Here is a 15,825-nt window from a genome sequence, read left to right as displayed (position 1 = left end):
CCCGGTCCGGGTGGCGAGGCTTGCGCGCTGCAGGAGCCTGGGGCAGGGTGGCCGCTGGAGAGGGAGAGTGCGATGCTGGAACTGCGGCCGAATTGCGAGCTGTGCGGCAAGGATTTACCGCCGGATGCGGCGGATGCGCGGATCTGCAGCTATGAGTGCACATATTGCGCGGATTGCGTGGAGGCGGTGCTGCACAATGTCTGCCCGGCCTGCGGCGGCGGCTTTGCGCCGCGGCCGATCCGGCCGAAACAGGCCTGGCGGGATGAGCTGAAGCTGGGGCTGGGGCACCACCCGGCCTCTGAGAAGCGGGTGCATTCCAAGTTCAGCCGCGAGGAGATTGCCGCGCATGTGGCGCGCATCCGGCACTTGCGGCCGGAGGAGCGGTAACCGGAGCCGCCTGGACGGCTCCGGCGCGTTATGGGATCAGTCCCGCTGCTGCGGCAGGATCAGGTTCAGCAGCAGGCCCGCGACGCCGGAGAGGCCGATGCCTGCCAGGGTGAAGCCTTCGCCGAACTGCAGCGTCAGGCCGCCGAGGCCGATGATCAGCACGGTGGAGATGATCACCATGTTGCGGGCTTCGGAGAGGGCCTCGCCCAGTTTCGCCAGAACCGACAGGCCGACCACGGTGACCATGCCGAAGAGCAGGATCATGATGCCGCCCATCACCGGCATCGGGATCGTCGACAGCGCACCGGAGAGCTTGCCCACGAAGGACAGCGCAATGGCGAACAGCGCCGCCCAGGTCATGATCGCCGGGTTGAAGGCGCGGGTCAGGGTCACGGCGCCGGTCACCTCGGAATAGGTGGTGTTGGGCGGCCCGCCCAAGAGGCCCGCGGCGGCGGTGGCGAGGCCGTCGCCCAGCATGGTGTTCTGGATGCCCGGCTTCTCCATGTAGTCGCGCTTGGTCACGTTGGAGATCGCCAGGATGTCGCCGAAATGCTCGATCGCGGGGGCGATGGCGACCGGCAGGATGAACAGGATGGCGGCGAGGTTGAACTCGGGCGCGGCAAAGCCGGGGAGTTTGAACCAGGGCGCATCGGCCACGGCCGCGGTGCTGACGAGGGTTTCGCCGGTGGCGGCGCCCAGGATCAGGGCGGCGGTGTAGCCCGCGGCGACACCGGCCAGGATCGGCACGATGCGCATCATGCCGCGGCCGAGGATCGCGGTCAGCATGGTGGTGCCGAGCGAGATGGCAGCCAGCAGCAGCGCTGTGTTGCGCGGCATCACCTGGGTGTCGCCCGCCAGGCCGGTGGCCATGTTGACCGCAACCGGCGCCAGCGACAGGCCGATCACCATGATGACGGGGCCGACCACCACGGGCGGCAGCAGCCGGTGCAGGAAGCCTGCGCCAAAGGCGCGGATGGCAAAGCTGAGCGCCACGTAGAGCAGCCCCGCCGCCGCGAGGCCGCCGGTGGTGGCGGCCATGCCCCAGGTCTGCACGCCGTAGATGATCGGCGCGATGAAGGCGAAAGAAGACGCCAGGAACACCGGCACCTGGCCGCGGGTCACGATCTGGAAGATCAGCGTGCCGAGGCCCGCGGTGAACAGCGCGACGCTGGGGTCAAGGCCTGTGAGCAGCGGCACCAGCACCAGCGCGCCAAAGGCGACAAACAGCATCTGGGCGCCGGCCAGCGCTTGTTTCGGTGTGAAGTTGTAATCGGCAGCCTGCATCTCAGGTGCCGGGAATTGTTCCCTCGCAGCGGTCATTGTCTCGCTCGTATTTTTGTTCAGAGGCTTGCTTCCGGAGGCTTCGCAAAGAAGCCGCCAGAGACAATCGGGCTGCTCCTAGCGGGTAATTGCCTGTTTGACCATCCGGTAAGGCGGATAATCCGGGGGCGGCAGACGGCCTGCCGCGGATCGGGTGGACGGGGGGGCTGAACCGGGCACAGCTGGCGCAACCGCGCCCGGAGGCGGGGTTTGCTTGGCTTGCCTCGGTACGCTCGGGCCGGCTGGCAGGCGGGACCGCAGCGCGCCTGCAGGCGCGCTGCCGCGCCCAACGCCTGGATGGGCAGCTTGGCTGCACCGCCAGGGGGCGGGAGTTTCTGCTGTTTGGAAAAATCGCTGCGTTCTGCAGCATGGTCCCGGGCGGCTTCGGCACCGGGCAACAGGCACTGAAAGCGCTGCCGGACCTGCCGGCGCGGCGTCAGGCGATAATGTCCGGGGTCAGCCGGTCTTCGATCAAGGCGATCTTGTCCTTGAGGATGAGCTTTTGTTTCTTCAGGCGGCGGATGGTCAGCTGGTCGCTGGTGCCGCGCTCTTCCAGCGCGGTGATCGCCTCGTCCAGATCTCGGTGCTGCCTGCGGAAAACCTCCAGCTCAACCCTGAGGACCTCATCGGTCTTCATCGACACATCTGTGGGTGCGTTCATGGGCGACTCAGTAAAGCTGATGAATGAAGTGAGGCTGAAGATACTTCCTTAACCGCTTTTCCGCTAGACCTATGAGCACATGCTCTTGTGAATCCAGCAGGAACTTCCCATATTCCTCTGCAGGCGGCTGCCGTGAGCGGGGCCGTAAGCATCCGTCGCTTTGGCAAAAAGGACGAACAACGTGTCGAAACTTACCTTGGGCTCCTACCCGCATATGCTGGGGTTCGAGCAGCTGGAACGCCTTCTGGAACGCTCGGCAAAATCGGGCAACGAGGGCTATCCGCCGTATAATATCGAACAGACCTCTGATTTATCCTACCGCATCACCCTGGCCGTGGCCGGTTTCGCCGAGGAGGATCTCGCGATCACCGTCGAGGACCGCCAGCTGGTGATCCGCGGCCGCCAGCGCGACGACAGCGAAGGGCGGGTGTTCCTGCACCGCGGCATCGCGGCGCGCCAGTTCCAGCGCATGTTCGTGCTGGCCGACGGCGTCGAAGTGGGCGAGGCGGTGATGGAAAACGGGCTGCTGCATGTGGATCTGACCCGTGCCCGGCCTGAAACCGTTGTCCAGACGATCAGCATCAAGAAGGGGTAAGAGCTATGCATACACCGTTTGACTTCAAGCAAGGCGCTGACCGGATTGTCTATGTGAAGGCGGTCGCGGTGTCGGACCTGCCCAAGGAAGTGCAGATGAACGCCGCCGGGCAAGAGCAGCTTTATGCGGTGCATGATTCCAGCGGCGGCCAGCTGGCGCTGGTGACCGACCGCCGGCTGGCCTATGTGCTGGCGCGGCAGCACGACCTGACCCCGGTCGCGGTGCATTGATCCTGCCACAGGGGCCGGTGCAACGGCCGGAAACACCTTGATTTTTCAGAAGCCAGGCTCCCATTTTGGGAGCCTGATTTGTTTTTGAGACTGAATTCCGGGAGATACTTTTGACACTCCGCAAATTCCGGCCCGCCGCACAGGTCTTGGGCCTTGCCTTCTCCTTGGCGCTTGCCGCCGGCATACAGGCGGCACCCGCCGCGGCTGACCCGTTTGTGAAATGCGTGCAGGGGCAGCTGGCGGAGCTGGGATATGATCCCGGCCGCGCGGACGGGCAGCTGACACAGTCAACCCGCAGCGCCTTGCAGGCCATGCGGCAGTCCCATTCGCGTGCCGGCGCCGGGCACCTGGCACAGCTTCCCGCGCTGACCCGGAAAACCGCCATCCACTGGTGCCGGGAGCTGCCGGCGCTGCGGTCCGGCCTGGACCGGCATATGCCGTCGGCGGCGCCGGTGCTGCTGCTGGCGGACTCGCCCAATGCGGAGAAAGGCATCCGGCAGGCCTATGACCGGGTTCTGCGGTTCATGGAGCGGGAATACGGGATCGTGCTGGCCGGAAACATCGGCATTGCCGCGGCTGGCAATACCAAGACGGTTCAGGGCTATGTGCGCCGCCTGCTCAGCCAGATGTCCGATGCCAGGTTCAACGCGGATGCGTCCATTGCCGCGCATTGCAAAAACCCCTTCGGCGTGGCGGGGGCGGCTTATCTCAAGTTCATGTATATCTGCTGGGACAATCCGCATCAGGCGGACAAGGCCTGGCTCAAGCGCTCCCGCAAATGGCTGGGGGGGATGATGGCGCATGAATACATGCACCTGGTTCAGGCGGAGCTGGGCGGTGCCCGTTCCGAAGGCTTCAACGCAACTGCGGTGCGCGCCCGCATGGGGCCGTCCTGGCTGGTGGAGGGCAGCGCGGAAGTTGTGGCGGCGCGGTTCGGCAAGAAGGCTCTCCGCCTGCGGGCGCCGGGCCTGTCCGAGCTGCGGGACATGTCGCTGAAATCGGAGCAGAGCCTGAAGGGAATGCGGGCGCACAACACGGTCCGCACCGAGGGCGACTATGACTTTTCGCACTATGCCGTGCATATCCTGACCCGGATCAGCGGCGAGGAGGCGCTGTTCACTTTCTGGCGGCAGCTCAGCACCGGCCAGAGCTGGGACCAGGCGTTCCAAGGTGCCTTTGGCATCGGCTTGGGCGAATTCGAAGCGCAGGTAATGGAGCTGCGCAAGAGGCCCGGGTCGGCCAGGGCCTATATATCGAAGATGCGGCGGAGGAACTCGTGATGGCACAATTTGATTTCGACTGGGTGGATGCGTTTTCTTCCCGTGCCTTTGGCGGCAACGGCTGTGCGGTGGTGCATGGCGGCGCGCATCTGCCGGAGGAGGTCTGCACCGCCTATGTGCGGGAGACCTCGCTGGTGGAATGCACCTTTACCGGCCCGTCGGAGGTGGCGGACGTCAAGGTGCGCTATTTCCTGGCCAGCCGCGAGATCCCCTTTGCCGGCCATCCGACCATCGCCACGGTGGCGGCGATGCGGGACCGGGGGCTGTTTGAGGGCGATAGCATCACGCTGGAAACCGGGGCAGGGCTGGTGCCGGTCAAGCTGGACGGCGATCTGATCGAAATGACCCAGGTGGCGCCGGAGTTCGGCCCCTTTGCCGATCCAGGCCTGGTGGCCGCGGCAATCTCGCTGCCGGTGGAGGCCATCGTGGGGCGGCCGCAAAAGGTCTCCACCGGGCTGCCGTTCTGCGTCACGGTGCTGCGCGACCGGGCGGCGCTGGAGGCGGCACAGCTGAACCTGGAGGCGCTGGCGGCGCTGGGCCGGTCGCTGGGCGCCGAAGGCATCGACATGATGGAGCCCTTCCTGGTGACGCTGGAGGGGGCGACGGAGGCGGGCGATACCTTCTCGCGCCTCTTGATGGCGCCGCCCAGCCCGCCGGAGGATCCGTTCACCGGCTCGGCCACCGGCGCAATGGCGTCGTACCTGTGGCGTCACGGGCTGATGGAGAACGCAGAGTTCACGGCGGAGCAGGGCCACGGGCTGGGCCGCCCCGGCCAGGCGCGGGTGGCCCGTGTGGGCAGCGCCGAGGCGATCGAGGGCGTAAGGGTTGCGGGCGAGGGGTTCGTGCTGATGCGCGGCACGGTGGACCTGCCAGCGGCCCTGTGACCGCGGGCGGCGGCGGTCAGGCGGGTTCTGCCGCTGCCAGCCCGTACTGGCGCAGCGTCAGGTCAAACGCGCTGCCGCTGCGGGGCGGCTGCGTGGAGGGCCCTTTCTGATGCACGTGCAGGCCGATGATGTCCGGCTGTCCCAGCAATGAAGCCGTGTGTGCCGGGTCGTAGAAATCGCAGCTGGCGCCGGGCAGGTAGTACATTGATTTCATCGGCTTGGCCTCGCCGAACCGGTTCTGCCGCTTCAGGATCTGCACCATGGCCTCGTTGCCGTAGACCGTCATGCCGAGGTCGGTGGCCCGGAATTTCCGGCCGAGCGCACGCAGCAGTGCGGGCTTGACCACCCGCCGTTTGAAGCCAAGCCAGTCCGGCCACAGTTCCGGATGTTCCAGCACTTTGAGGAAGTCGCCGACAAAGGGGTCGTCCGGGGGAAAGTAGAGGGCGGAGCAGCCTACCGTTGATGTGCCATCAAAGGCAAACCAGGCCCGCGCCGGGTCGGGGGTGAAATTCCGGAACAGGATGACGTCGGTGTCGAGCCAGAGCCCGAGGCCCTGTTTCTGAAGGGCGATCCGGAAAATGTCGGAATAGCTGAGCCGCTCCTGCCGCGGGCTGTAGCGGGTGCGGATCAGGGGTTTGAGGCGCTCCAGCGTGTCCAGCGGCAGAATCTCCCCGGCCGGTTTCAGGCTGACGCCGGGCGGCACGCCCAGGGGCGGGCAGGCAGGGTCGGTGACATAGAGGTCAACGCCGCAGGTGTGGCGCTGCCAGGACATGACCGCCAGTTGTGTCAGCAAGGGCAGTTCTTCACCAATCCAAAGAGAAACTACTCGCACCTGAAATCCGTCTGTAATTCTGTATTTTTGCCATACCATTAGCGATTTTCCGCCGATTGCGGAAGGCGTTCTGCGCCTGCCCCGGGAAATGGCGGGCGGCCGTTGCCTTTTTGACCGGGGGCACGTCTTTTGCTGCATTTGCCACGGCGGCGCAATTTCCGGGAAAAGGGTTTTGAGAGGCTGGCATGAATTGGCACGTGCCGGTAAAGCTTGAGGTTGCATATCGAATAGAATTACCAAGGATTGATTGCATGAAAGCCAGCTTGCGCTTGCTCGCCACCCTTCTGCTCCCTCTTGCGCCTGCCGCGGTTTCCGCCGGGGCTCCTGTCAAACAGGCCTACATCAGCTGTGTGCAGAACCAGCTTGCCGCCATGGGGGTGAACGGGGTTTCCGTGACCGGCAGGCTCAGCGGTGCAACCCGCCAGGGCGCAGAAGCGCTGCGCCAGCAGAATCCGCAAGCGCAGGGGCTTGCCATGCTGCCGCGGCTGACCGAGAAAAGCGCGGTTGGCTGGTGCCGGGAAATTGGCGCGCTGCAGCCGGGCCTGAGAAAGTACATGCCGGCGGCCCAAGCGCCGATCGTCACCGGCCAGGGCGGAGCCGGCAGTGTCCAGACGGCCTTGCTGCGTCAGTCGTTCCAGGATGTTGAGAGCTTTTTCAAGAACCACTACGGTATTTACCCGGCCAGCCGCGTGGACGTTGCCGGAGCAGACAGCGGCGAAGACCTGGCGCAGCTGGCAGTTGGTCTGCAGCGCCAGCGCGGCCGCTCCTTCGGGCGGATGTCGACCTATGTCGCCAAGATCTGCGAGACACCCAGCAGCAAATACGGCGGCCAGGCCTATCTGGACCAGCTGCTGATCTGCTGGCCGCTGAAAAGCCGCTATGACGCCGCCTGGGCGAAAAAGGTCCGCCGGGTTGTGGGGGCGATCATGGCGCATGAGTACATGCACCACATTCAGCGGGAGCTGGCCCATGAAAAGGTGCTGAGCAAGAACTACACGCCGCGGCGCAGGTTCGGACCGGCCTGGATGGTCGAAGGCGGTGCTGAGCTTGGGGAATACAACTGGCTGGTCAAGCGCGGCTACCGGAAGCTGACGCTGCAGGAGCTGCAGAAATCTGCGCTCAAGAACAGCAAGGGCCTGCGGGGGATGCAGAACTATGGCACCGTGAAGGGCGGGGAACAGTACCGGACGGCCCGGTTTGCCGTGTATCTGCTGGCGCACCGCTTTGGCGAGGATGCGGTGCTGAACTACTGGCGCTACCTGGGGCAGGGCAAATCCTGGGAAGCCGCGTTCCGGGCTGCCTTCGGGATGTCCCTGGGGACCTATTCCAGTGAGTTCGAAACCCTGCGCAGGGATCTGGCGCAAGCCAAGGCCTTTATGGCCGGCAAGTAACCCGCGTTCACAAGAAACGGCCCGCCAAATGGCGGGCCGTTCCTGTTTCTCGCTGCCGTCAGGCTCAGGCCTTGATCAGGCCCCTGCTTTCCAGCTTGAGCAGCACCTGGTGGGCGCAGTTGTCGACGTCGACGTTTTCGGTCTCGACCGACAGTTCCGGGTTCTGCGGCACCCAGCGGGTTCCGGCGAGACGGATCATTGCAGCATCGCAATGAAAGACGGCCATTTAAGCATGTTGATCCCGGCAAGCCGGACAGCGGCATAGGTCAGCGCCCCGCCAGACAGGAAATAGACCGGAACGCGCCATAGCGCGTATCTGCCTAGCGTGTAGCCGCGGAAGAATAGCCCCACCAGGCCGAACAGTGCGGACAGAAGAAAGAGAACAAAGGCAGTCAGACTGCTGCCAAACGAAAAGTTCTGGGCTGTTTCTGTTTCGACGAACCTTGCCGCCGCTGACATGAACATAATGAGACACGCAAACGTTCCGAGACCGAAACCGGAAATTGAAGATAGCAAACAAGCTCGTTTGCTGGCCTGCACCACGGGCTGCGCGATGCGTTTTTTGAATACTGCGCGTGCCATCGCAACGATCCCGGCCAGGCAAACAACATATGTCGCAAGGCCCAGCCCAACCGACGCAGCGGTCCCTATGCTGTCCCTGATCGCCTGGAAATTTCCATTGGTGTATTTCACGGCTTGAAAACCAAGCACCGTAGCGGCCCCGCTCAAGACCAGAAGGCCGTAGTTTATCTTCGCCGACCGGGCCTGCTCCGCTTGCGGCGTGCACAGGTCCGCGGGCTGTTGCTGCGGTACTTTTTCTTTGATGCGCTGCAAACGATTTTGAAAATCTGCATTGGACATAAGGCGAATCTCTAAGGTTTGTAATTGAAACGCTGACACCGGTTTGCCTTGGGAAAATGGCGGAAGTTGGCCGGCGACAGAGGCCGCTTGAGCGGTGCAGGCCATTACCGGCTAGTTACCTGCCGGAAGCGGAGGTGCTGCCCGCCGAGCCACGAGGGACAGGGGGGGGGGGCTGCGGCTGCGAATGCTCAAGGCCTGTCAAACGGAAAACGGCCCGCCAAATGGCGGGCCGTTCCTGTTTCTCGCTGCCGTCAGGCTCAGGCCTTGATCAGGCCCATGCTTTCCAGCTTGAGCAGCACTTGGTGGGCGCAGTTGTCGACGTCGACGTTTTCGGTCTCGACCGACAGTTCCGGGTTCTGCGGCACGTCGTAGGGGTCGGAGATGCCGGTGAACTCCTTGATCTTGCCTTCGCGGGCCAGTTTATACAGGCCCTTGCGGTCGCGGCGCTCGCATTCCTCGATCGAGGTGGCAACGTGCACTTCGACGAAGGCGCCGAACTGCTCGATGTCCTCGCGCACGGCGCGGCGGGTGGTGGCGTAGGGCGCGATCGGGGCGCAGATGGCGATGCCGCCGTTCTTGGTGATCTCGGAGGCCACATAACCGATGCGGCGGATGTTGAGGTCGCGGTGCTCCTTGGAGAAGCCCAGCTCGCTCGACAGGTTCTTACGCACGATGTCGCCGTCCAGCAGGGTGACCGGGCGGCCGCCCATTTCCATCAGCTTGACCATCAGCGCGTTGGCGATGGTGGATTTGCCGGAGCCGGAGAAGCCGGTGAAGAACACGGTGAAGCCCTGCTTGGAGCGCGGCGGCTTGGTCTTGCGCAGCTCAGCGACCACCTCGGGGAAGGAGAACCACTCGGGGATTTCCAGGCCCTCGGCCAGGCGGCGGCGCAGTTCGGTGCCGGAGATGTTCAGGATGGTGACGTTGTCGCGGTCGGCGATCTCGTCGTTCGGCTCGTACTGGGCGCGCTCCTGCACATAGACCATGTGTTTGAAGTCGACCATTTCGATGCCCATTTCCTTCTGGAACTCGCGGAACAGGTCCTGCGCGTCATAGGGGCCGTAGAAATCGTCGCCGGCGGAGTTCTTGCCGGGGCCTGCGTGGTCGCGGCCGACGATGAAATGGGTGCAGCCGTGGTTCTTGCGGATCAGGCCGTGCCAGACCGCCTCGCGCGGGCCGGCCATGCGCATGGCCAGGTTCAGGAGCGACATGGAGGTGGTGGCCGCCGGGTACTTGTCCAGCACCGCCTCGTAGCAGCGGACGCGGGTGAAGTGGTCGACGTCGCCCGGCTTGGTCATGCCGACAACCGGGTGGATCAGCAGGTTGGCCTGGGCTTCGCGGGCGGCGCGGAAGGTCAGCTCCTGGTGGGCGCGGTGCAGCGGGTTGCGGGTCTGGAAGGCGACAACCTTGGTCCAGCCCAGCTTGCGGAAGTAGGCGCGCAGCTCGTTCGGGGTGTCGCGGCGGCCGCGGAAGTCATAGTGGACGGGCTGCTGGATGCCGGTGACCGGGCCGCCCAGATAGACCTTGCCTGCGGTGTTGTGCAGGTAGTTCACCGCCGGGTGGGCGTCGTCATCGGCGCCGAAGACCTTCTCGGCCTCTTTCGCCTTGTTCGGCACCCAGTTGTCGGTGACGGTCATGGTGGCGAGGATCACGCCTTCCTGGTCGCGCAGGGCGATGTCCTGGCCCGCTTCCAGCTTGGCGGCGAAGTCTTCGGAGACGTCCAGGGTGATCGGCATCGGCCACAGCGCGCCGTCGGTCAGGCGCATGGTGTCGACGACGCTGTTGTAGTCGGCTTCGGACAGGAAGCCCTTCAGCGGGTTGAAGCCGCCGTTCATCAGCAGTTCCAGGTCGCAGATCTGGCGCGGGGTCAGGTCCCAGCTGACCAGGTCAGCCGCTTCGACCTTCAGTTTCTGCGCGCTTTCGTAGGAGACATAGAGCTCGGGAATCGGAGCCAGGTTGCTTTGCATCGGGTTGGTCCTGTGTTTGAGAGGGGGGAGGCCGCTAGCGGAGCCGGTGAGTTCCGCATGCAGCGCGTTGTATTCTGCGAGCTTGCGGGCAAGGAATTGATCGGTGAGACGCAGTTTTTCCGCAGCGCCCCGGGTGGTCAGCGAATAGGCAAACCGCTGGCGCTTGTCGGGGCCGGGCCGGGCGCTGATGGTAATCAGGCCGCTGTCCGCCGCGTGGCGCAGCTGAGTGTTCAGCCGCCCCAGCGAAATCCCCAGCGCTGCGGCAGTGGCCCGCTGCGAAGCATCCGGCGCCGCATCGAGCTGGCGCAGGAGACGGAACAGCAGGTCTTCGCCTTCCGGGGAGGATATGGGTGCGGTGTCGGTCACGGGGCAGCAGTAGCGTCAGCGGGTTAAAAGTGTGTTCACGCGTGAACGCATTGCATGGTTTGCCCCGGAAGCAAAGGGCAATCTTGGCCGGATTGGCGATTTTTTGCTAAGTTGTATTGCTGCAACGCATCCGTGTGTGCGGCAGAATATTCCCCTGCGGCTTGCCTGCCGGATTGCATCGTCCAAGGCTGGCGCCAAGCGCCAAACAGGTGTTCCCGCTGCAGGGGCGCTGGCTCAACCCTGTTCCCTGGCGAGCAGCCGCGGCAATGCGGCCGCGTGCTCAACCGGAAGTGCAGCCAGCGGCTTGGATACGCCCCTGAGCTGGAACTCCTGCAGGGCAAACCGGTCCGGCGCGTAGCCCGCGGTTTGCAGGACGCGGGCGGAAATCAGCAGTTCGATTCCCAGGTCCTTGGTCTTGGCCTCCAGGCGGCTGGCGGTGTTGACGCTGCCGCCGATGATGGTGCGCGGGGCATGGCCGGCGCTGCCGATCTCGCCGAGCACCAGCTGGCCGAGATGGATGCCGATGCCGATGCGGATTTCCGGCTCGCCGTCTGCCGCCAGCCGGGCATTGAAATCCTGAAGCGCGGTGCCGATGGCGGCGGCGGCATCCAGCGCCGCCTGGGCGGAGCGGGCCGGGCTTGGGGCCTCGAACAGCGCCAGGAGGCCGTCGCCGAGGTATTTGTCGACGGTGCCGCCCGCCTCGGTGATGGCGGGGACGATGGCGTCGAAGAAGCGGTTGAGCAGGAAGACCACGTCATAGGGCAGCTGGCCGGAGGTGCGGGCGGTGAAGCCGCGCATGTCGAGGAACAGGACGGCGAGCTGCTGTTCGCTGCCCTGGCTGGCATGGGCGCGGCCCTTGCTGCCGTCCGGGCGGAACATGCGGGTGACGGTGAGCGGCGCCTGCGGGCGGATCTGGCAGGCCAGCCGCATGCTGGCCGGCGCCTTGACCCGGGCCAGGCTGCGGGCCTCGGGCGGGGCGGGCGGCGGCAGGGTTTCGCCGCCTTCGTCCACCACCACCCGGCAGGTAGTGCAGCGCCCCTTGCCGCCGCAGAGCGAGGTGTGGTGGACGCCGTTGGCCTGGGACATCTCCAGCAGGGTCAGGCCGCGTTCGGCGCGGATCTCGGGGCCGAAGGCATAGCGGATGCGCACCGCCCGGCGCCGCCGCAGCAGCCGGTTCAGGACATGGGCTGCCGCCGCCAGGCCCAGCAGGATCAGGAAAGCCGTGAACCAGGCGCTGTCCACCTGGAACAATGCGGCAAAATCCTCCCGGCTGGGCCAGTTGAAGTCCTCCATCAGCGCCGGGCGCTGGCTGCCCTCAGCGAACAGGCCGTAGATGCGGCGGCCTTCGGTCAGGAAACCGGCGAGGGCGAAGCCGGGGATAAGCACCGCCAGCCCCGTCAGCCAGGGGATCAGCCGCCGCCACCAGCGGGTCAGGCGCAGCCAGTAGTGCAGGCCGATGCAGCCGTGGACCCACACGGCCAGCAGCAAGAGGCTTTGCTGCCAGGCCTCGGGCGAGGCCCACATCAGCACGATCACATAGGGCATCTCGTCGTTGACGCCGTAGAAATCATGCGAATAGCGGGTGAAAACAATATGGCTGAGCAGCTGCAAAGGGATCAGGAAGCCGAGCAGGGTCTGCAGCGCCTCGCCGGGCCGCATCCTGAGGCTGCGGCGGCGGGCCAGGCTCCACAGCGCCAGACCGGCGTGCAGGATCAGTGAGGCATAGAGGATGAGGCTGCCCAGGGCGCTGCGGGTGATCAGCTGGCGGGCGTCCTGAAACTCCTCCATCCAGACCGGGGACAGCAGCCCCAGGCCGATATTGATGAAATGGAAGAAGGCATAAGTGAACAGCACCAGCCCGGTGATGATCCGGGTGCGGCTGATCCAATTGCCCTGCCAGAGCGCGCTTGCCACTCCGGTCCTCCTGTCTCGCGGTGTCCGGGGCAGACTGCGGGGCGCGCGCGCGCCGGTCAAGGCGGCAGGCGCGTCAGGCCTGCGGCAGCGCGGCCAGCAGGCTGCTTTCCTGCTGTTTCAGAACCATGCGGGCCGCCGGGTAGCTGCTGCCCTCGTCGCGGGCCAGGTCCGGGAACAGCTCCAGGATTTCCTGCCGCGTGGCGCCTGCGTCTGTGCCCAGAACGCGGGCGCCCGGCTGAAAGCTCTCGGTCCACATGCCGTTGGAGAACACGGCCTGATGGCGGCTGAACAGCAGGTGCACGTAGGTGGTGCGGGCCACCTGCTGCTGGCTGACGCCGGGGTGCGCCTGCAGGTGGCTGGCGGCGGCGAACACCTCCGGCTCGCAGAACAGCATCTGGCAGTCCGCCCCGGTCAGCAGCAGCCGGTGCTGCGGCGACACCCACAGATCCCGGGCGGGCTGGCCGGGGCCGAAGGCGTTGGCGGCGATCCGCACCGGCTGCAGATGCGGGCAGGCCTGCAGCCAGCCGCGGCCGACCTGGCGGAGGCCGGCCCAGAGCACCGGCTGGAACCCGTTGTCCCGGGTCAGCACCATGTCTCCGGGGCGCAGCCGCTCCACCGGGCGCAGGCCCTGATCGGTGCAGATCGTGGTGCCGGTCACGAAGCAGGGCACAAAGCTGGAGTATTCCGAAGAGCCGGAGTTGCTGCCGGAAATTTTCTCGTAGCGGGCGCCATCCTTCAGCGGGGTGTCGGTCGAAAAGCCCCAGATATCGGATGTGTCGCCGTTCTGGGAAAACACGGTGATGGTGATGACCGGGCCGAAGGGATTGCCGTCTGCGTCGAGCTCTTGCACGTAGTGGTGCGATTCGGCCTCGACCGGAATGCCGCTGGCCACCATGGAGCCGCCGTCGACGATGGTGTGGCTGCCCGCCATGTCGTCTTCCATGATATCGGCGTCGCCGCCGGTGTCATCCAGTGTGACTTGTTCGATGGCGTAGCTGGAATCGTAGGTGAAGACTGTCCCGGCCGGCGTGTCCGAGTTGTTGATGATCGAGCTGCCCGAGGACATGTAGGGGGAGCTGCTATCCACAGTGAACGCGTTCGCGTTGAATGCGCTTAAAGTGCGAATTGCCATGAGCACGCCCCCCGGCGGAAATGGATTTGACTGCGGTAATTTTCCGTAATTTTTTACGGCACAACCGCTAATGCCGGGTTAAGGCTCTGCAGCGATTAAGTTGCATTTTAACAATGGCTTGCAGGCTGTGGGGCTGGGGGAATTCTGTTTCTCAATGGGGGGAGCGGCTCCGGCAAAGATGTGGCGGCGGCCGTCCGCGGCCAAAGGTTGTGCTGAGAGCGGGATGCTCAGCGACAGGGCGCTGATTGTGTTAAGGGCCGGCCCCGCAGGAGGCGGCGGCAGGAGCGCGCCAGGCTTGGCGCATGCAGATGTGGTGCCAGGGGCGGTCCGGTTCCAGGGGGCGGAAGGGGCAGCGGGGCTGCCGCTCCCTTGCTGAAAGGATCAGGAGCTGGTCAGCAGATAGGACATGGGGGAGCTGCCCCGTGCAAATTCCTGCTGGCCGGCCGCGCAGAGCGAGCCGTACTGGCGCACGACGGCCTGTTCGCGGGCGTCGGCCGCTGCCAGGATTTCCTTCTTCCTGCCGATGGCGGAGAAGGAGCCGCGGCCCATTTCATTGCGGCGCTCATTGAGCTCAAGGTCGGCAATGGCGTTGTGCGACAGGCCCGCGCAGCGGGCGCCGATCCGGGAGGCGACGATGGTGGTCTGGTAATAGTCCAGCAGCGGCATCGCGAGCAGCGCCTGATGGCGGCTGTCAGAGGTGTTGAGCTTGGCGCGCATGGCGTCGTGGCGGGCGCGGGTTTCGGGGTCGGAACAGGCGGCCAGCGCGGCGCAAAGGCCGGCGCAGGCCAGAACGGTACGGATGCCGGGAATGAACATCAGGAATCTCCTTGGTTGAAAATGCAATGGGCAGGACCTTGAGACCATCCGGCGGCGGAAGGCAAGGCAGGTTTGCCTTCAACGTAAGGAGAGGGGAGAGGACGGATACTGGGGGCTGAGCCCAAGGGCGGGCTAGACTGACCGCCGCCCGCAGCGGAGGCGGGATCCCCGGCCTGACCGGGAACCCCTGTTCAGTGCTTATTCCTGCTCTGCCAGGAAACGTTCGGCGTCCAGCGCCGCCATGCAGCCCATGCCGGCCGAGGTGACCGCCTGGCGGTACTTGTGGTCGGTCAGGTCGCCCGCGGCATAGATGCCGGGGATCGAGGTTTCGGTGGAGCCGGGCTTCACCTTGACATAGCCGCCGTTGTGCAGCTCTAGCACGTCCTTGACCAGCTCGTTGGCGGGGGCATGGCCGATGGCAACAAAGACGCCCTTGCAGGGGATTTCCTTCACTTCGCCGGTCTGCACGTTCTTGACCACGACGCCCTCGACCCCCAGCGGGTTGTCGGTGCCCACGACCTCTTCGAGGGTGTGGAACCACAGGGTTTCGATCTTTTCGTTCTTGAACAGGCGGTCCTGCAGGATCTTCTCGGCGCGCAGCTCGTCGCGGCGGTGGATCAGCGTCACCTTGGAGGCGAAGTTGGTGAGGAACAGCGCCTCTTCCACGGCGGTGTTGCCGCCGCCGATCACCACGATCTCCTGGCCGCGGTAGAAGAAGCCGTCGCAGGTGGCGCAAGCCGAGACGCCGAAGCCCTTGAACTTCTCTTCGCTCTCCAGACCCAGCCATTTGGCGCGGGCGCCGGTGGCCAGGATCACCGCATCGGCGGTGAAGGTGGTGCCGCTGTCGGCCTTGGCCACGAAGGGACGCTTGGAGGTGTCGAGCGAAGTGATGTAGTCGCCGATCACCTCGCAGCCCATCGCCTGGGCGTGCTCCTGCATCTTGATCATCAGGTCGGGGCCTTGCACCTCGGTGAAGCCGGGGTAGTTCTCGACCTCGGTGGTGGTGGTCAGCTGGCCGCCGGGCTCGATGCCTTGGACCAGGATCGGTTCCAGCATGGCGCGGGCGGCATAGACCCCCGCGGTATAACCTGCAGGCCCGGAGCCGATGATCAGAACCTTGGTGTGGCGCGTCTCGCTCATGTTCGTCCCTTACGTAAGCAGCATGGCGGGCTTGCCGCCGTCAGGAAAT

The 15,825-nt window shown here is 65.2% G+C and carries 17 protein-coding genes; 6 read left to right on the top strand and 11 right to left on the bottom strand.

The window, feature by feature from the left end; translation table 11 throughout:
* Positions 1 to 387 (top strand): DUF1272 domain-containing protein (locus tag ACFMBG_RS10820; RefSeq protein WP_421054702.1); only part of this gene is annotated, 387 nt, incomplete at its 5' end.
* A gap of 36 nt (positions 388 to 423) precedes the next feature.
* Here ACFMBG_RS10820 and ACFMBG_RS10815 read toward each other — a convergent pair.
* Positions 424 to 1,707: a uracil-xanthine permease family protein gene (locus tag ACFMBG_RS10815; RefSeq protein WP_421054701.1), complete on the bottom strand. Its 1,284-nt coding sequence runs from the start codon at positions 1,705 to 1,707 to the stop codon at positions 424 to 426.
* Between the two features lie 436 nt (positions 1,708 to 2,143).
* On the bottom strand, positions 2,144 to 2,368 hold the full coding sequence (locus ACFMBG_RS10810) for a YdcH family protein (protein WP_421054700.1): 225 nt from the start codon (positions 2,366 to 2,368) through the stop codon (positions 2,144 to 2,146).
* A 181-nt stretch (positions 2,369 to 2,549) separates the two neighbouring features.
* On the opposite strand from ACFMBG_RS10810, the gene ACFMBG_RS10805 reads away from it, so the two are divergent.
* The 4 genes from ACFMBG_RS10805 to ACFMBG_RS10790 all read left to right on the top strand — a co-directional run bounded on the left by ACFMBG_RS10805 (position 2,550) and on the right by ACFMBG_RS10790 (position 5,357).
* Positions 2,550 to 2,963, top strand: coding sequence for an Hsp20 family protein (locus ACFMBG_RS10805; RefSeq protein ID WP_421054699.1), 414 nt, complete (start codon positions 2,550 to 2,552; stop codon positions 2,961 to 2,963).
* Between the two features lie 5 nt (positions 2,964 to 2,968).
* Positions 2,969 to 3,193 (top strand): DUF1150 family protein, encoded by a 225-nt coding sequence (locus ACFMBG_RS10800; RefSeq protein WP_421054698.1) that lies wholly within the window; start codon positions 2,969 to 2,971, stop codon positions 3,191 to 3,193.
* Between the two features lie 110 nt (positions 3,194 to 3,303).
* A complete protein-coding gene (locus tag ACFMBG_RS10795) occupies positions 3,304 to 4,473 on the top strand; it encodes a peptidoglycan-binding domain-containing protein (RefSeq protein WP_421054697.1) in 1,170 nt (389 codons plus the stop codon).
* A complete protein-coding gene (locus ACFMBG_RS10790) occupies positions 4,473 to 5,357 on the top strand; it encodes a PhzF family phenazine biosynthesis protein (protein WP_421054696.1) in 885 nt (294 codons plus the stop codon). Before ACFMBG_RS10795 ends, ACFMBG_RS10790 begins: the two co-directional genes overlap by 1 nt.
* A gap of 16 nt (positions 5,358 to 5,373) precedes the next feature.
* On the opposite strand, the gene ACFMBG_RS10785 is transcribed toward ACFMBG_RS10790, so the two are convergent.
* Together ACFMBG_RS10785 and ACFMBG_RS10780 are read right to left on the bottom strand one after the other, a co-directional pair.
* Positions 5,374 to 6,150 carry a hypothetical protein gene (locus ACFMBG_RS10785; protein WP_421054695.1) on the bottom strand — a complete coding sequence of 259 codons (777 nt, stop codon included), beginning with the start codon at positions 6,148 to 6,150 and terminating at the stop codon, positions 5,374 to 5,376.
* Positions 6,151 to 6,160: 10 nt separating this feature from the next.
* A complete protein-coding gene (locus ACFMBG_RS10780; RefSeq protein ID WP_421054694.1) occupies positions 6,161 to 6,469 on the bottom strand; it encodes a hypothetical protein in 309 nt (102 codons plus the stop codon).
* A gap of 70 nt (positions 6,470 to 6,539) precedes the next feature.
* On the opposite strand from ACFMBG_RS10780, the gene ACFMBG_RS10775 reads away from it, so the two are divergent.
* Entirely contained in the window at positions 6,540 to 7,580 is a 1,041-nt protein-coding gene (locus ACFMBG_RS10775; RefSeq protein ID WP_421054693.1) for a hypothetical protein, read from the top strand.
* A 64-nt stretch (positions 7,581 to 7,644) separates the two neighbouring features.
* Here ACFMBG_RS10775 and ACFMBG_RS10770 read toward each other — a convergent pair whose 3' ends face one another.
* From ACFMBG_RS10770 to trxB, 7 genes are all read right to left on the bottom strand, one after another.
* Positions 7,645 to 7,779 carry a hypothetical protein gene (locus ACFMBG_RS10770; protein WP_421054703.1) on the bottom strand — a complete coding sequence of 45 codons (135 nt, stop codon included), beginning with the start codon at positions 7,777 to 7,779 and terminating at the stop codon, positions 7,645 to 7,647.
* Positions 7,776 to 8,546 carry a hypothetical protein gene (locus ACFMBG_RS10765; RefSeq protein WP_421054692.1) on the bottom strand — a complete coding sequence of 257 codons (771 nt, stop codon included), beginning with the start codon at positions 8,544 to 8,546 and terminating at the stop codon, positions 7,776 to 7,778. Before ACFMBG_RS10765 ends, ACFMBG_RS10770 begins: the two co-directional genes overlap by 4 nt.
* Before the next feature lie 152 nt (positions 8,547 to 8,698).
* A complete protein-coding gene (locus ACFMBG_RS10760) occupies positions 8,699 to 10,774 on the bottom strand; it encodes a bifunctional sulfate adenylyltransferase/adenylylsulfate kinase (protein WP_421054691.1) in 2,076 nt (691 codons plus the stop codon).
* A gap of 234 nt (positions 10,775 to 11,008) precedes the next feature.
* Positions 11,009 to 12,688, bottom strand: a complete 1,680-nt coding sequence (locus tag ACFMBG_RS10755; RefSeq protein WP_421054690.1) for an adenylate/guanylate cyclase domain-containing protein — start codon at positions 12,686 to 12,688, stop codon at positions 11,009 to 11,011.
* Positions 12,689 to 12,761: 73 nt separating this feature from the next.
* Positions 12,762 to 13,775 (bottom strand): Hint domain-containing protein, encoded by a 1,014-nt coding sequence (locus tag ACFMBG_RS10750; RefSeq protein WP_421054689.1) that lies wholly within the window; start codon positions 13,773 to 13,775, stop codon positions 12,762 to 12,764.
* Positions 13,776 to 14,201: 426 nt separating this feature from the next.
* A complete protein-coding gene (locus ACFMBG_RS10745) occupies positions 14,202 to 14,636 on the bottom strand; it encodes a hypothetical protein (RefSeq protein WP_421054688.1) in 435 nt (144 codons plus the stop codon).
* Positions 14,637 to 14,834: 198 nt separating this feature from the next.
* Positions 14,835 to 15,776, bottom strand: a complete 942-nt coding sequence (gene trxB, locus ACFMBG_RS10740) for a thioredoxin-disulfide reductase (RefSeq protein WP_421054687.1) — start codon at positions 15,774 to 15,776, stop codon at positions 14,835 to 14,837.
* Positions 15,777 to 15,825 lie beyond the last annotated feature (49 nt).

Origin of the sequence: Leisingera coralii (genome assembly GCF_049056525.1) — a bacterium.
Taxonomy (GTDB): Bacteria; Pseudomonadota; Alphaproteobacteria; order Rhodobacterales; family Rhodobacteraceae; genus Leisingera; species Leisingera coralii.
The sequence above is the reverse complement of the archived record's forward strand: the minus strand, read 5'-3'. Positions and strand labels throughout refer to the sequence as shown.

Bases quoted from the DNA above. Each gene is read 5' to 3' on its own strand.
- ACFMBG_RS10745 (WP_421054688.1), bottom strand. From the start codon at position 14,636: ATGTTCATTCCCGGCATCCGTACCGTTCTGGCCTGCGCCGGCCTTTGC.
- ACFMBG_RS10790 (WP_421054696.1), top strand. From the start codon at position 4,473: ATGGCACAATTTGATTTCGACTGGGTGGATGCGTTTTCTTCCCGTGCC.
- ACFMBG_RS10800 (WP_421054698.1), top strand. From the start codon at position 2,969: ATGCATACACCGTTTGACTTCAAGCAAGGCGCTGACCGGATTGTCTAT.
- trxB (WP_421054687.1), bottom strand. From the start codon at position 15,776: ATGAGCGAGACGCGCCACACCAAGGTTCTGATCATCGGCTCCGGGCCT.
- ACFMBG_RS10815 (WP_421054701.1), bottom strand. From the start codon at position 1,707: ATGACCGCTGCGAGGGAACAATTCCCGGCACCTGAGATGCAGGCTGCC.
- ACFMBG_RS10765 (WP_421054692.1), bottom strand. From the start codon at position 8,546: ATGGCCTGCACCGCTCAAGCGGCCTCTGTCGCCGGCCAACTTCCGCCA.
- ACFMBG_RS10810 (WP_421054700.1), bottom strand. From the start codon at position 2,368: ATGAACGCACCCACAGATGTGTCGATGAAGACCGATGAGGTCCTCAGG.
- ACFMBG_RS10770 (WP_421054703.1), bottom strand. From the start codon at position 7,779: ATGATCCGTCTCGCCGGAACCCGCTGGGTGCCGCAGAACCCGGAACTG.